Genomic DNA, 13,540 nt, shown 5'->3' with positions numbered 1-13,540 from the left:
CGATTGTCGTTGGGTGGTCAGTCGAGCCGGGAGACCTGGTAGTGCCCGATCAACCAGGCGTCCCCGACCCGCCGCACCAACACGCCGAGGTACACCCTCAGCGCCGGTCGGTCGGTGAACCCGAACGCGACCTCCAGGTAGCCGAGGACCGCGTCGTCGGCGAGCCGCCGGGTCTCCCGGATCTCGTACGCGGCGGTCAGGCCGAGCGGCTGCGCGGCGTAGTACGCGGCGACGCCGGCCCGGCCGACGACGTACGGGCGCAGGCCCTGGAAGATCGCATCCTCGGTGAAGACCGACGCGACCTGATCCGGCTGGTGGGCGTCGACGGCCGACTTCCACCGGTCCAGGACGGTCCGCAGGACGTCCGCCTCGCTGCCGGCCACCGTCAACTCCTCGCCTGCCGGGGCGGCTGACCCGGGTCGTTCGGGTGCGGCGTCAACACGGTGACCGTCTCCCGCCGCCAGGCGCGCAGCGGCATCGACGCGAGGACCGCCTCCAACTCGTCCGCGTCGGCGGCCTGGAAGAGCCCCCACGTACGCCACTCCCCCGGCGCCAGCGGCGGCCGCCACAGGCGCAGGAGGGTGCCCTGTGCCACCAGCTCGGCCGAACGCGCCGCCTCGCGTGCGCGCATGTCGGCGACCTCGTCCTCGGACGTGCCGTCGGGAACCGTCGTCACCATGTCAACCAGGAACTCCACCCGCCCATCCTCCGGCCGGCGGCCCGGCAGCACGCCGGGAACCCCGATCTGCGTGGCGGTCGTCTCCCCCTGCGGCCCGCCGTCGCTGGCGCCGAGGCCGGCGGCCGTTACCGCGCGGGATCGGGCTCCGGGTCGCGCAGCCGGATCCGTACCGCCCGGGCCGCGCCCACCGCCGCCACCAGCACCGCGTGCCGCGGCTCCGGCACGTCGAGCAACCGCTCGGCCCGCAGCGGCACGAGCGGGGCCAACCGCCGGTCGGCCAGCACCGTGTCCACCGCCCGCCGGTCACCGCCACAGACGAGGGCCGCGAGCCGCGCCGCCTCCGGCAACAGCAGGCGTACGGCCAGGTCCGCCGCGTCGCCCAGCGCCGCCTTGGCCTGGTTGTCGCGGCGGCGGGCGAACCGGTGCTGCGACCATCCCCCGGCGGCGGTGCGCCCCTGCACGTACCGGGTGTCCACCTTGGAGACCACGAGGTCGGGGCCCTGCGCCACACCTACCGCCACCGCACCCTTGCGGGCCAGCAGCAGGCCGATCCGGTGCGGTGCGCCGGCTGCGGCGACGAAGGCCGCCACGTCCGCGCCGACCGGAGCGCCCGGCGGGGCGTACAGCTCGGCGGTGGTCCCGTCGGGGGCGGTGAGCAGCAGGCCGTACTCCCGCGCGGTGGTGGTGGGCGGGCCGTGCCGGTCGGCGAAGCCCTCGACCCAGCGGCCGACGCGGGCCGGGTCGACCTCGACCCACCGGCCGCCCCCGGCTGCGGGTCGACTGGTCACGGCCCGACCGTACGCCACGACGGCTCGGGGCGGGGCGTCGGGCGGGTTCGGCCTCAGCCGGGCAGCAGCGCCACCACCGCGAGCGCGGCGATGAGCGCGCTGGAGACCAGGCCGGTGACGAGCCGGCCACGCGGCCCGGTCAGCGCCCGGCCGACCATCGTGCCGCCGCCCGCGATGAGCAGCTGCCAGCTCGCCGACGCCAGGAACACGCCGGCCACGAAGAGCCCGGCGGTCAGCCCGTTCGCGTCCGCGGTGTCCCGGCGCCCGAGCACCAGCGCGGCGAAGTAGAGCACTGTCATCGGGTTCAGCAGGGTCAGCCCGAGCACCGCCGCGTACGCCCGAGCGGGAGTACGCAGGCCCCCGCCGGCCGATGGCGCCGGCCGGGCGCGGTGGGTGGTCCACGTGCGCCAGAGGCCGTGCGCGGCGAGCCCCAGCAGGACCACTGCGGCGACCACCCGCAGCGGACCGGCCGCCGGGGCGACGACCCCGGCCAGGCTCGCGCCGCCGAACGCGGCGACCGCCGCGTACAGCCCGTCGGCCGTCGCCACCGCGAGCGCCGCGGCCGCGCCGACCCGGAACGAGGTACGGGCGCTGAGCCCCAGGATGAGGATCGCTATCGCGCCGACCGGGATGGCGACGCCGTACCCGGCCACCAGACCGGCGAGGAACGCGCCGCTCACGACGACGGGCGACGGGTCGAGGCCACCCCGGGCACGGTGCGCTGTCGACGCGCGGCGGTGGCCGCACGGACAGAAACCTGCATCGGGTACGCCTCAATCACAGTCGGCATCCTGCGCGCCCCACCCACGCCCCCGCAACGGACTTTCACCCACGCCCCACGCCCACGCCCACGCCCACGCCCACGCCAAGATCCTCACAACATCGCCGATGTTGCTGCCTCAGCCTGGCGGGAGACAGCAACATCGGTGAAGTTGCGCGGATCTTGCCAAGGCCGCCGGCGAGCAAGCCCATCTGGAGGCGAGCCGCGAACGTCAACGGCGATCCGGCCAAGATCGCGCTCCAAGCAGGATGTAGTGGCCTCGGCGACGCACCGAGGCCACTACATCAATGATCGAGCACGACCTTGGGCCCGTCAGGGTCGACAAGTGCGGGGCTCCGGGCCACTGCGGTTTCCTGCGCATCCCGCAACGGATCGAGCGCGGCACCCCGGAGGGCACCGCGCTCGACGACTGTGGGACGGAGTCGGGTCAGACGTTGAAGCCGAGGGAACGGAGCTGGTCCCGACCCTCGTCGGTGATCTTGTCCGGGCCCCACGGCGGGAGCCACACCCAGTTGATCCGGATGTCGTTGACCAGGCCGCCGCCCGGGCCGGTGGTCAGCGCCTGCCGGGCCTGGTCCTCGATGACGTCGGTCAGCGGGCAGGCCGCCGAGGTGAGCGTCATGTCCAGGGTCGCGACGTTCTCGTCGTCGACGTGCACCCCGTACACCAGGCCGAGGTCGACCACGTTGATGCCCAGCTCGGGGTCGACGACGTCCTTCATCGCCTCCTCGATGTCGGCGATCATCGCCTTGCTGACGCCGCCCGTCGAGGTGGCGGCGTCGCCGGCACCCGGGGTCGCAGCCGCGTCGGTCGCAACGGCGTCGGTCGTCGCAGCGCCGTCGGTCGCGACGGCGTTGGTCGTCGCGGCTCCGTCGGTCGTCACGGCGTCGGTCTGCGGCGCCGCGGTGGCGTCACCGGCCTCCGGCGTCGCCGCGGTAGCGGTGTTCTCGCTCATGCCGTCCCTCCGGTTCGCTTCGTGATGCCACCCGGCACCACAGTGCTGCTGGAAATCGCTCGCTGACGCACGCTCACGCCTTCACCTCCGGGCTCACGCCCACACCGGCGCGTGCCGCGGCGTCCTTGAACGCCATCCACGGCAGCAGCGCACACTTGACCCGGGCGGGGTAGCGGGCGACACCCGCGAAAGCAACCCCGTCACCGAGTACGTCCTCGTCCGGCGTGACCTGGCCACGACCGGACATCAACTCGACGAACGCCTCGTGCACCTCGAATGCTTCCCCGGTGCCCCGACCGCGCAGCAGTTCGTGCAGCACGCTCGCCGAGGCCTGGCTGATCGAGCAGCCCATGCCGTCGTACGAGATGTCGTGCAGCACATCGCCGTCGGTGGCCACCCGGACGGTGATCTCGTCGCCGCAGGTCGGGTTGACGTGGTGCGCTTCCGCGACCTGGTCGGTCGCGTCGTCGGCGTCGCGCAGGCCACGGCCGTGCGGATGCTTGTAGTGGTCCAGGATGATCTCCTGGTAGAGCTGGTCGAGTTGCACCATCAGTCGAACACCTTCCGCACCTGCTCCAGACCGCCCACCAGGGCGTCGATCTCCTCGGTGGTGGTGTAGAGGTAGAACGAGGCCCGGGTCATCGCCGGGACGCCGAACCGGCTGCACACCGGCTTCGCGCAGTGGTGGCCCACCCGCACCTGCACGCCGAGCGAGTCGAGCACCTGGCCCACGTCGTGCGGGTGCACGTCACCGAGGGCGAACGAGATGGTGCCGCCGCGGCCCACCGGCACGGTCGGGCCGAAGATCCGCAGGTCCGGCACCGTGCCGAGGGCCTCCAGCGCGTACGCCGTCAGCTCCTTCTCGTGCCACTGGACGGCCCGCATCCCGACGCCGGTCAGGTAGTCGACGGCAGCGCCGAGCGCGACCGCCTCGGCGATCGGCGGGGTGCCCGCCTCGAAGCGGGCCGGCGGCGCGGCGAACGTCGACCGGGCCATGGTCACCGTCTCGATCATCGAGCCGCCGCCCATCACCGGCGGCATGGCCGCCAGCAGCTCACCGCGGCCCCAGAGCACGCCGATGCCGGTCGGACCCAGCATCTTGTGCCCGGTGAACACGATGTAGTCGGCGTCCAGGTCGACGACGTCGATGGGCAGGTGCGGCACCGACTGCGAGCAGTCCAGCAGCAGCAGCGCGCCCACCTCGCGGACCCGCGCGGTGATCCGGGAGGTCGCGTTGACGGTGCCGAGGATGTTGGACACGTGCACCAGCGAGACGATCTTCGTCCGTTCGGTGACCAGGTCCTCCAAGCCCGACTCGTCGAGCCGACCCTGGTCGGTCACCGGGAACCAGCGCAGGGTCGCGCCGGTCCGCTCGCAGAGCAGCTGCCACGGGACGATGTTCGAGTGGTGCTCCATCTCGGAGATCACCACCTCGTCGCCGGGGCCGAGCCGGAACCGGGGGTCGGCGTCCGGGCGCAGCGAGGCGTTCGAGAAGGCGTACGCCACGATGTTGATCGCCTCGGTGGAGTTCTTGGTGAACACCACCTCGTCGACGCTCGGCGCGTTGATGAACGCGGCGATCTTGGCCCGCGCCCCCTCGTACGCCTCGGTTGCCTCGGTGCCCAGGGTGTGCACCGAGCGCGACACGTTGGCGTTGTGCCGCGCGTAGTGCTCGTCGAGCACGTCGAGCACCTGCCGGGGCTTGTGCGAGGTGTTGGCGCTGTCGAGGTAGACCAGCGGGTGCCCGTTGATCTCCCGATCGAGGATCGGGAAGTCGGCGCGTACCCGGGCCACGTCGAAACGCGGCACGTCGTCGTACTGCGGCATCCCCTCGGGGATCGCGATGCTGGTCATCTCGGCAGCGCCTTCCCCACTCAGGCCTTGGCCGTGCCGGCCCCGGCGGCATACCGCTCGTAGCCCTCGGCCTCGAGCTTGTCGGCCAGCTCCGGGCCGCCCTGCTCGACGATCCGGCCGGCCACGAAGACGTGCACGAAGTCCGGCTTGATGTAGCGCAGGATCCGCGTGTAGTGGGTGATCAGCAGCACGCCGGTGTCACCGGTGTCGCGGACCCGGTTGACGCCCTCGCTGACCACGCGCAGCGCGTCCACGTCGAGGCCCGAGTCGGTCTCGTCGAGGATCGCGATCTTCGGCTTGAGCAGCTCCAGCTGGACGATCTCGTGCCGCTTCTTCTCACCGCCGGAGAAGCCCTCGTTGACGTTGCGCTGGGCGAACGCCGGGTCCATCTGCAGGCGCTCCATCGCGCCGCGCAGCTCGCCACCCCAGGTGCGCAGCTTCGGGGCCTCGCCGTCGATGGCGGTCTTCGCGGTACGCAGGAAGTTCGCCACCGAGACGCCGGGCACCTCGACCGGGTACTGCATGGCCAGGAAGAGGCCGGCGCGAGCGCGCTCGTCGACGGTCATGGCCAGCACGTCCTCGCCGTCGAGGGTCACCGAACCGCCGGTGATCTCGTACTTCGGGTGGCCGGCGATCGAGTACGCCAGGGTGGACTTGCCGGACCCGTTCGGGCCCATGATCGCGTGGGTCTCCCCCGACTTCACGGTCAGGTCGACGCCGGCCAGGATCGGCTTGAGCTCACCCTCGGGCAGCTTGACCGACACCTTCAGGTCGCGGATCTCCAGGGTGCTCATTATCGGGTCACTCCATTACTCGGCGTCAGGCTGAGGTAGATGTCGCCGTCGCGGACTTCGACGGGGTAGACGGGGACGGGTTCGGTGGCGGGCAGGCCGGTCGGCGCACCGGTGCGCAGGTCGAAGCGCGAGCCGTGCAGCCAGCACTCCAGCGTGCAGCCGTCGACCTCACCCTCGGAGAGGGCGACCGCGGCGTGCGAGCACTCGTCGTACGCGGCGTAGAACTCGCCGTCCTCGCCGTGCACCAGGGCGATCGGGGTGCCGTCGACGTCCGCGCTGATCGCGGTGCCCTTCGGCACGTCCTCGGTGGAGCAGATGCGGATCATCAGGCGCCCGCCTTGGCCAGCCGGGCCTCGATCGCGTCGCCCAGGCGCTCGCGCAGCTCCTCGACCGGGATCTTGTTGATCACCTCGGCGAAGAAGCCGCGGACCACCAGTCGGCGGGCCTCACCCTCCGGGATGCCCCGGGCCATCAGGTAGAACAACTGCTCGTCGTCGAACCGGCCGGTCGCGCTGGCGTGGCCGGCGCCGGCGATCTCGCCGGTCTCGATCTCCAGATTGGGTACGGAGTCCGCCCGCGCACCGTCGGTGAGCAGCAGGTTCCGGTTGATCTCGTACGTGTCGGTGCCGGTCGCCTCGGCCCGGATCAGCACGTCGCCCACCCAGACGGTGTGCGCGTCCGCGCCCTGCAGGGCGCCCCGGTAGCCGACGTAGCTGCGGCAGTCCGGCACGGAGTGGTCGACCAGCTGGCGGTGCTCCAGGTGCTGGCCACCGTCGGCGAAGTAGACGCCGTACAGCTCGGCCTCGCCGCCCCGGCCGGTGTACTCCACGCTGGTGAACTGGCGCACCAGGTCACCGCCCAGGCTCACCTGCACGTGCGTCACCCGGGCGTCCCGGCCGAGCTTGAACTTGAGGTGCTGCGCCTGCACCGCGTCCGGTGCCCAGTCGGCAACGGTGACCAGGGTCAGCTTGGCCCCGTCGCCCACCGACACCTCGACGTTGTCCGCCAGGGTCGCCGAGCCGACGTGCTCCAGCACCAGCGTCAGCTCCGCGAAGCGGCCCACCTCGACGAAGGTGTGCCCGAAGGCCAGACCCTCGCCGCCGTCGCCGACCACCCGCACGCTCACCGGGGCGCCCACCACGACATCGCTCGCGACCGAGAACAGCAGCGCCTGCCCGGCGCCGCCGTACGCGAGCGCGCTGACCCGGTCGACCGGGGTGAGCACGCTGCCCACCCGCGGGTCGTCGGTGCCGATGCGCTCGATGGCCACGCCCTCGGGCAGCTCGCCGTACTCGTGCCGGACCGTGCCGGTGCCGGCCTGCGCGTCGCCGGCGAGGCCGCGCAGTCGCTTGAGCGGGGTGAAACGCCACTCCTCCTCCAGGCCGGTGAGGGCCGGGAAGTCGGCGACGTCGTACGAGCGCAACGCCTGCGACTTGGTGCTGGGCGGTGGCGCGGAAGCCTGGGTAGTCATGTCTTCCTTGGTCTGTCTGTTCCGTGACGACGAGGTTGGGGCAGGGTGCGGGCGGGCCGAGGTTCCGGCCCGCACCGCGGGCGGAGGCGGCGTCAGCCGACCGCGCCCTCCATCTGAAGCTCGATCAGGCGGTTCAGCTCCAGGGCGTACTCCATCGGGAGCTCCTTGGCGATCGGCTCGATGAAGCCACGGACGATCATGGCCATCGCCTCGTCCTCGCTCAGGCCCCGGCTCATCAGGTAGAAGAGCTGGTCGTCGCTGATCTTGGAGACGGTCGCCTCGTGCCCCATCGACACGTCGTCCTCGCGGATGTCGACGTACGGGTAGGTGTCCGAGCGCGAGATGGTGTCGACAAGCAGCGCGTCGCACTTGACCGTGCTCCGGCTGTGGTGCGAACCCTCCAGCACCTGCACCAGACCGCGGTACGAGGTGCGGCCGCCGCCACGGGCGATCGACTTGGAGATGATGGACGAGGAGGTGTGCGGCGCGGCGTGCACCATCTTGGCGCCCGCGTCCTGGTGCTGGCCCTCGCCGGCCATCGCCACCGAGAGCACCTCGCCCTTGGCGTGCTCGCCGGTCATGTAGACCGCCGGGTACTTCATCGTCACCTTGGAGCCGATGTTGCCGTCGACCCACTCCATGGTCGCGCCCTCGTGGCAGACGGCGCGCTTGGTGACCAGGTTGTAGACGTTGTTCGACCAGTTCTGGATGGTCGTGTACCGGCAGCGCGCGTTCTTCTTGACGATGATCTCCACGACGGCGCTGTGCAGCGAGTCCGAGGAGTAGAGCGGCGCGGTGCAGCCCTCGACGTAGTGCACGTACGCGCCCTCGTCGACGATGATCAGCGTCCGCTCGAACTGGCCCATGTTCTCCGTGTTGATCCGGAAGTAGGCCTGCAGCGGGATCTCCACGTGCACGCCCTTCGGCACGTAGATGAACGAGCCACCGGACCAGACGGAGGTGTTCAGGGCGGCGAACTTGTTGTCGCCGACCGGGATCACCGTGCCGAAGTACTCCTTGAAGACGTCCTCGTGCTCGCGCAGCGCCGTGTCGGTGTCCAGGAAGAGGACGCCCTGCTCCTCAAGGTCCTCACGGATCTTGTGGTAGACGACCTCGGACTCGTACTGCGCCGCGACACCGGCGACCAGACGCTGCTTCTCCGCCTCCGGGATGCCCAGCCGGTCGTAGGTGTTCTTGATGTCCTCGGGCAGGTCCTCCCAGCTGGTGGCCTGCTTCTCGGTGGACCGCACGAAGTACTTGATGTTGTCGAAGTCGATGCCGGTGAGGTCCGCGCCCCAGGCCGGCATCGGCTTGCGGCCGAACAGCCGCAGACCCTTGAGGCGCAGGTCGAGCATCCAGGCCGGCTCGTTCTTCTTGGCCGAGATGTCCCGCACCACTGCCTCGTTGATGCCACGCTGGGCGACCGCCCCGGCGGCGTCCGGGTCGGACCAGCCGTACTCGTAGCGACCCAGGGCGGCGAGCTGCTCTTCCTGGGTCAGGGGCTGGACGATCTGCTCGGTCATCTATCTGTCCTCACAGTGGTGACGGGATTACCGGATTGAGCGCGGCCCGGCTGGGTCGGGATGTGCGTGGTGCACACCCCGTCGCCGTGCGCGATGGTGGCCAGGCGCTGTACGTGGGTGCCGACCAGACGGGAGATCACCGCGGTCTCGGCCTCGCACAGCTGGGGAAACTCGGCGGCCACGTGCGCCACCGGGCAGTGGTGCTGGCAGAGCTGGCCGCCGGAGGCGATCGTGGTCGCGTTGGCAGCGTAACCCTCGGCGGTGAGCGCTCCGGCGAGTGCCTCAGCCCGCGCGAGGGGGTCGTCGCCGGCGTCCTCCATGGCGGCGCGGCAGCGCGTCTCCAGTGCGGACACCTGCTCGGTGGCGAACGCCTCGACCGCGTCCGGGCCTCCGCTGCGGGCGATCCAGCGCAGCGCGGCGGTGGCCATGTTGTCGTAGTGGTGTGTGCCACAGCGGACCCGGGCCGCGTCGGTCAGCACGAACACCTTGGCCGGACGCCCCCGACCGCGGCTCCCCCGCACCGTCTGGTCGCGGGCGACGACGTCACCGTCGGCGAGCATCGCGTCCAGGTGCCGGCGGATCGCCGCCGGGCTGAGGCCGAGCGCCAGACCGAGCTGCGCGGCGGTGGTCGCGCCCCGCTCCAGCAGCAGCTGGGTGACGCGGTCCCGGGTGGAGATCTCCGTCGTGGCGCCGCCCAGCGCGGACGACGAGGCCCCGATGAGGGCGGACGCGGACGCGCCGACGGCCTGGGCAGCCGTCGGCTGGTGCCCGGAGAGCGCCGCCGCGTTTTTCACAACGCCAACGTTACGTAATTACCCGGAGGGTGGCAAACCCGGGCCCCGGTGATCCGAACCACCGGCCCGGCGGAGTCGGACGAACCTCGATCACTACGGTGCGTAGGATTTGCGCTGTGAACCGCATCGTCCGTCCGGTCTCCGGTCTCCTGCTGCGCCGCCTCGCGCTCGCCTCGATCATCGCGAACGTGGCCATCGTCGTCACCGGCGGGGCGGTCCGGTTGACCGCGTCGGGCCTCGGCTGCCCCACCTGGCCCCGGTGCACCGACGATTCATACGTCACGACTCCTGAGATGGGCGTGTACGGCGTCATCGAGTTCAGCAACCGGATGCTCACCTTCGCGGTGGGCCTGATCGCGCTGGCCACCGTGCTGGCCGTCCTGGCACACCGGCCCCGCCGCCGCGGGGTGCTGACCCTCGCCGTCGCCGTCTTTCTGGGCATTCCCGCCCAGGCGGTGATCGGTGGCATCACGGTGCTCACCAACCTCAACCCGTGGGTGGTCGGGCTGCACTTCCTCGCCTCGATGGCGGTGCTCGCCGCCGCGTACGCCCTCTGGCGGCGGGTCGACGAACCGGACGCCCCGACGGTCGCCGTGGTGCCCTCCCCCCTGCGCACGCTGGCCCGGGTCACCACCGGCGTCACCGTCGCGGTGCTGGTGATCGGCACCTGGGTCACCGGCAGCGGCCCGCACGCCGGCGACCACGGCGCGGCCCGCAACGGACTGGATCCGGAGTCGATCTCCCAGGTGCACGCCGACGGCGTCTTCCTGCTGATCGGCCTGTCGGTGGCGTTGATCTTCGCGTTCCGCGCGGTCGGCGCGGCGCGGGCCACCCGCGCCGCCGTCGTCCTGCTCGCGGTGGAGCTGGGTCAGGGGCTGATCGGCTTCGTGCAGTACTTCACCCACGTGCCGGCGATCCTGGTCGGCGCGCACATGCTCGGCTCGTGCCTGGTGCTGCTGGCGGCCCTCTCGGTCCAGTGGTCCACCCGCGAACGCCGCCCGGCGGCCCCCGCGCCGCAGACCACCGCGACCGAGGTCGAAGCCGTCCCGGTCACCGCCTGACACCGCACCGAGCATCCGCCACCCCGCGCCCCGCAGGCGCAGGCCCGCGCCCGAGCACCCCGTCACCCCGCGCCCGGCCGGCCCGCGCCCGCGCGCGGCCGTTACCCCGCGGCGATCTTGCACTTTCCTCAAGATCTACACAACATCGGGGATGTTGCTGCTTCCCGTCGGGCGAGGCAGCAACATCCCCTATGTTGCGCGGATCTTCGGGGTACGCCCACGGCCAGGCGGCGGGGTGGGAGATCAGGCTCAGCGGGTCAGGTGGGTGGCGATCGCGGTGGCGAGGCGGTCGGGGGCGCCGTCGGCGTACCCGATGAAGAGCGACGGCTCGGTCAGCTCCAGTTCGACCAGGACCGGGTCGCCGTCCGGGCCGGGGATCAGGTCGACCCGGGCGTAGAGCAGTCGACGCGTGCCACCGGGCACCGCGGCGAGGGTCCGCTCGGCGACCGCCAACTGCTCGGGGCGCGCGGCGCGGGAGCTGATCTCCTCGGCCTTGTAGAGACCGTCTGGGCCAAGATCCGGGCCGGTCAGCATCGGGCCCTTGCGGATGGCGTGGCTGTACGCGAGCCCGTCCGGGCCGGCCAGGAAGAGCAGCGCGGTCTCGCCCTCGCTGTCGACGGCGCTCAGGTACGGCTGAACCATCGTCGTGCGGCCGGCGGCGGAGAGGCGGCGTACGTGGGCCCGAGCCAGGTCGCGGTGCTCCGGGTCGGCCAGGTCGTACCGGCCGGTGTCCTGGCTGCCGGCGCTGACCGAGGGCTTGAGCACGTACTCGCCAGTCCCGGCGGGCGGCGACCAGGTCTCCCCCGGCTCGACCCAGGACGTCGGCACGGTCGGCACCCCGGCGGCGCTCAGCTCGGCCAGGTAGCGCTTGTCGGTGTTCCACCGCACCACGTCGGCCGGGTTGACCAGCGCGGGCACGGACGCGGCCCAGGCGACGAACTCGTCGCGGCGCAGGGCGTAGTCCCACGGTGAGCGGAGCACGACGAGGTCGTACGAGGACCAGTCGGCGGCCGGGTCGTCCCAGACGACCGCCTCGGCGGCGATCCCCCGGGCGCTGAGCGGGTCGAGGACGAGACGGTCGTCGGGGTCGAGGTCGACCAGCTCGGTGCAGGTGACGAGAGCGACCCGGGGTTCCCCCCGGGTCGACTGGTGGTGGTTGGTCAATTCAGCTGTCTATCTCAACGGGCCATCGTGCGCCGGGCCATCGACCGCCAGAGGTCGTTGCTCGGTCGCATCTGGTCCATCAGTTCACGCTCCCAGGCGTTCTCGACGGTGACTCCCGCCTTGGCGCACGCCTCCCGAGCGGTGACGGTGTCCTCGGCGAACTGGTCGCCCCACTCACCGTCGGTACCCACGAGGACGATCCGTGCGCCGCGCTTACCGACGTACTCGATGACGGCCTTCGCGCCGCCGTGCGCGGCGGCGAACGACTGAAGGCCTGCGACCAGGCCGTGCGGGGCCTGCTCGCCGGCGGTCTGCTCAGCCGTCAGCGTCGTATCGGAACCATCTGCCATGACGCGAAGCCTAAGCAGAGTTGCACTCGCGCGTGCGAGAACCATGAACCTTTTGTGATGCCAATTACCTACAGGTTTAAGGATGAGCACAGACTTCCTGTCCGGTTATATCCGGACTTTCCCGCACTAATCGCTTAGGCAAATCAGGGTTCACCACCCGCAGGTTGAGTCGATCCGACTCATGGCGAAAGTTACTCTCATGTGACGTTAAACCCGGACAACTCATCCACGGCCATGATTAGTCCGCGGATTTTCGGTGAACCGCCGCGGCGACGTCCGCGCGACAGGCGTCAGATCAGCGCGTCGAGCGCGACGGCCACGAAGACGATCGTCAGGTACGTCGTCGACCAGTGGAACAGCCGCATCGGCTTGACCGCCTCGCCGCGGGTCGCCCGCCGGCAGAGCCGGTGCGCCTCGACGATGAAGATGGCGCCCACGACGAGGGTCGGCACGCCGTAGATCGCGCTGAGGCCCAGCGGCCAGACCGCGAGGGAGGTGAGCACGGTGAGCCACGCGAAGATCAGGATCTCGGCGTTCACCCGACGGGTGGAGGCCACCACGGGCAGCATCGGGATGCCGGCGCGGGCGTAGTCGTCCTTGTACTTCATGGCGAGGGGGTAGAAGTGCGGCATCTGCCAGAAGAAGACCACGGCGAACAGGCCCCAGGCCGCCGGGGCGAGTCCGCCGGTCACCGCCGCCCACCCGATCAGCACCGGAGCGGCCCCGCAGGCGCCACCCCAGAACGTGTTCGTCGGCGTGGAGCGCTTGAGCCAGAGCGTGTAGACGACGTCGTAGTAGACGATCGCGGCGAGCGTCAGCCCAGCGGCGAGCAGGTTGGTGAACGCCGCCATCAGGACGATCGAGATCGCCGCCAGCACCAGGCCGAAGACGAGTGCGCTCCGCGGCGACACCGTGTGCGCCGGCAACGGACGCCGCTTGGTCCGCCGCATCAACTGGTCGATGTCCCGGTCGATGTAGCAGTTGAGAACGCTGGCCGCGCCCGCGGCGAGCGAGCCACCGATGAGCACCACTGCCATCAGCCACAGCGACGGCAGTCCCCCGTCGGCGAGCATCATCGCCGGGATGGTGGTGACCAGCAGCAACTCGACGATGCGCGGCTTGGTGAGCGCCACGTACGCCGACACGATCGCGCGCACGTCCCGCCGCGCCACCGGACCCTCGGCCGCCCGGGCCGGGGGCTGCCCGGCGGGGTTGCTCGCGGGGCGCTCGGTGATCATGCTCACGGATTGCCACCTTCCGGCATCGGCACGGGGAGATCGAGTCGGGCGGGGCCCACTTGCGACCGCACACCGACCCACACACTAC

Annotated in this window: 16 protein-coding genes; 1 reads left to right on the top strand and 15 read right to left on the bottom strand. The window is 71.2% G+C overall.

Translation table 11 applies throughout. The features are described 5' to 3' along the window. Positions 1-17 precede the first annotated feature (17 nt). From AB0B97_RS31665 to AB0B97_RS31610, 12 genes are all read right to left on the bottom strand, one after another. Complete coding sequence (locus tag AB0B97_RS31665; RefSeq protein ID WP_357498891.1) at positions 18-383, bottom strand: DUF4440 domain-containing protein; 366 nt, start codon at positions 381-383, stop codon at positions 18-20. Between the two features lie 2 nt (positions 384-385). Beyond that, positions 386-697: a muconolactone Delta-isomerase family protein gene (locus tag AB0B97_RS31660; RefSeq protein WP_357498889.1), complete on the bottom strand. Its 312-nt coding sequence runs from the start codon at positions 695-697 to the stop codon at positions 386-388. A gap of 107 nt (positions 698-804) precedes the next feature. Beyond that, positions 805-1,467: an acVLRF1 family peptidyl-tRNA hydrolase gene (locus tag AB0B97_RS31655; protein WP_357498887.1), complete on the bottom strand. Its 663-nt coding sequence runs from the start codon at positions 1,465-1,467 to the stop codon at positions 805-807. Between the two features lie 53 nt (positions 1,468-1,520). Further along, positions 1,521-2,147, bottom strand: coding sequence for a LysE family transporter (locus AB0B97_RS31650; protein WP_357498885.1), 627 nt, complete (start codon positions 2,145-2,147; stop codon positions 1,521-1,523). 528 nt (positions 2,148-2,675) lie between these two features. Beyond that, complete coding sequence (locus AB0B97_RS31645) at positions 2,676-3,131, bottom strand: metal-sulfur cluster assembly factor (protein ID WP_357498937.1); 456 nt, start codon at positions 3,129-3,131, stop codon at positions 2,676-2,678. A 145-nt stretch (positions 3,132-3,276) separates the two neighbouring features. Next, positions 3,277-3,750, bottom strand: a complete 474-nt coding sequence (sufU, locus tag AB0B97_RS31640; protein ID WP_357498935.1) for a Fe-S cluster assembly sulfur transfer protein SufU — start codon at positions 3,748-3,750, stop codon at positions 3,277-3,279. A gap of 2 nt (positions 3,751-3,752) precedes the next feature. Further along, complete coding sequence (locus tag AB0B97_RS31635) at positions 3,753-5,057, bottom strand: cysteine desulfurase (protein WP_357498883.1); 1,305 nt, start codon at positions 5,055-5,057, stop codon at positions 3,753-3,755. Between the two features lie 20 nt (positions 5,058-5,077). Beyond that, positions 5,078-5,851, bottom strand: coding sequence for a Fe-S cluster assembly ATPase SufC (sufC, locus tag AB0B97_RS31630; protein ID WP_151489655.1), 774 nt, complete (start codon positions 5,849-5,851; stop codon positions 5,078-5,080). Beyond that, complete coding sequence (locus AB0B97_RS31625; protein WP_234588432.1) at positions 5,851-6,177, bottom strand: non-heme iron oxygenase ferredoxin subunit; 327 nt, start codon at positions 6,175-6,177, stop codon at positions 5,851-5,853. Before AB0B97_RS31625 ends, sufC begins: the two co-directional genes overlap by 1 nt. Beyond that, positions 6,177-7,322 (bottom strand): Fe-S cluster assembly protein SufD, encoded by a 1,146-nt coding sequence (sufD, locus tag AB0B97_RS31620; RefSeq protein ID WP_357498880.1) that lies wholly within the window; start codon positions 7,320-7,322, stop codon positions 6,177-6,179. The genes AB0B97_RS31625 and sufD overlap by 1 nt, the downstream gene beginning before the upstream one ends. A gap of 92 nt (positions 7,323-7,414) precedes the next feature. After that, positions 7,415-8,845, bottom strand: a complete 1,431-nt coding sequence (sufB, locus tag AB0B97_RS31615) for a Fe-S cluster assembly protein SufB (RefSeq protein WP_234588434.1) — start codon at positions 8,843-8,845, stop codon at positions 7,415-7,417. Further along, on the bottom strand, positions 8,842-9,564 hold the full coding sequence (locus AB0B97_RS31610) for a transcriptional regulator (protein WP_234588466.1): 723 nt from the start codon (positions 9,562-9,564) through the stop codon (positions 8,842-8,844). The genes sufB and AB0B97_RS31610 overlap by 4 nt, the downstream gene beginning before the upstream one ends. A 173-nt stretch (positions 9,565-9,737) precedes the next feature. On the opposite strand from AB0B97_RS31610, the gene AB0B97_RS31605 reads away from it, so the two are divergent. After that, entirely contained in the window at positions 9,738-10,700 is a 963-nt protein-coding gene (locus AB0B97_RS31605; RefSeq protein WP_357498878.1) for a COX15/CtaA family protein, read from the top strand. Between the two features lie 249 nt (positions 10,701-10,949). On the opposite strand, the gene AB0B97_RS31600 is transcribed toward AB0B97_RS31605, so the two are convergent. From AB0B97_RS31600 to AB0B97_RS31590, 3 genes are all read right to left on the bottom strand, one after another. After that, complete coding sequence (locus tag AB0B97_RS31600) at positions 10,950-11,864, bottom strand: hypothetical protein (protein WP_357498876.1); 915 nt, start codon at positions 11,862-11,864, stop codon at positions 10,950-10,952. Between the two features lie 14 nt (positions 11,865-11,878). Continuing rightward, positions 11,879-12,214, bottom strand: coding sequence for a hypothetical protein (locus tag AB0B97_RS31595; RefSeq protein ID WP_357498874.1), 336 nt, complete (start codon positions 12,212-12,214; stop codon positions 11,879-11,881). Between the two features lie 290 nt (positions 12,215-12,504). Further along, positions 12,505-13,458, bottom strand: a complete 954-nt coding sequence (locus AB0B97_RS31590; protein ID WP_357498872.1) for a heme o synthase — start codon at positions 13,456-13,458, stop codon at positions 12,505-12,507. Positions 13,459-13,540 lie beyond the last annotated feature (82 nt).

This window comes from Micromonospora sp. NPDC049004 (assembly GCF_040649315.1).
Classification (GTDB): domain Bacteria; phylum Actinomycetota; class Actinomycetes; order Mycobacteriales; family Micromonosporaceae; genus Micromonospora.
This window is presented reverse-complemented; position numbering and strand designations above follow the sequence as displayed.

Bases quoted from the DNA above. Each gene is read 5' to 3' on its own strand.
- sufD (WP_357498880.1), bottom strand. From the start codon at position 7,322: ATGACTACCCAGGCTTCCGCGCCACCGCCCAGCACCAAGTCGCAGGCG.
- AB0B97_RS31625 (WP_234588432.1), bottom strand. From the start codon at position 6,177: ATGATCCGCATCTGCTCCACCGAGGACGTGCCGAAGGGCACCGCGATC.
- AB0B97_RS31635 (WP_357498883.1), bottom strand. From the start codon at position 5,057: ATGACCAGCATCGCGATCCCCGAGGGGATGCCGCAGTACGACGACGTG.
- sufB (WP_234588434.1), bottom strand. From the start codon at position 8,845: ATGACCGAGCAGATCGTCCAGCCCCTGACCCAGGAAGAGCAGCTCGCC.
- AB0B97_RS31595 (WP_357498874.1), bottom strand. From the start codon at position 12,214: ATGGCAGATGGTTCCGATACGACGCTGACGGCTGAGCAGACCGCCGGC.
- sufC (WP_151489655.1), bottom strand. From the start codon at position 5,851: ATGAGCACCCTGGAGATCCGCGACCTGAAGGTGTCGGTCAAGCTGCCC.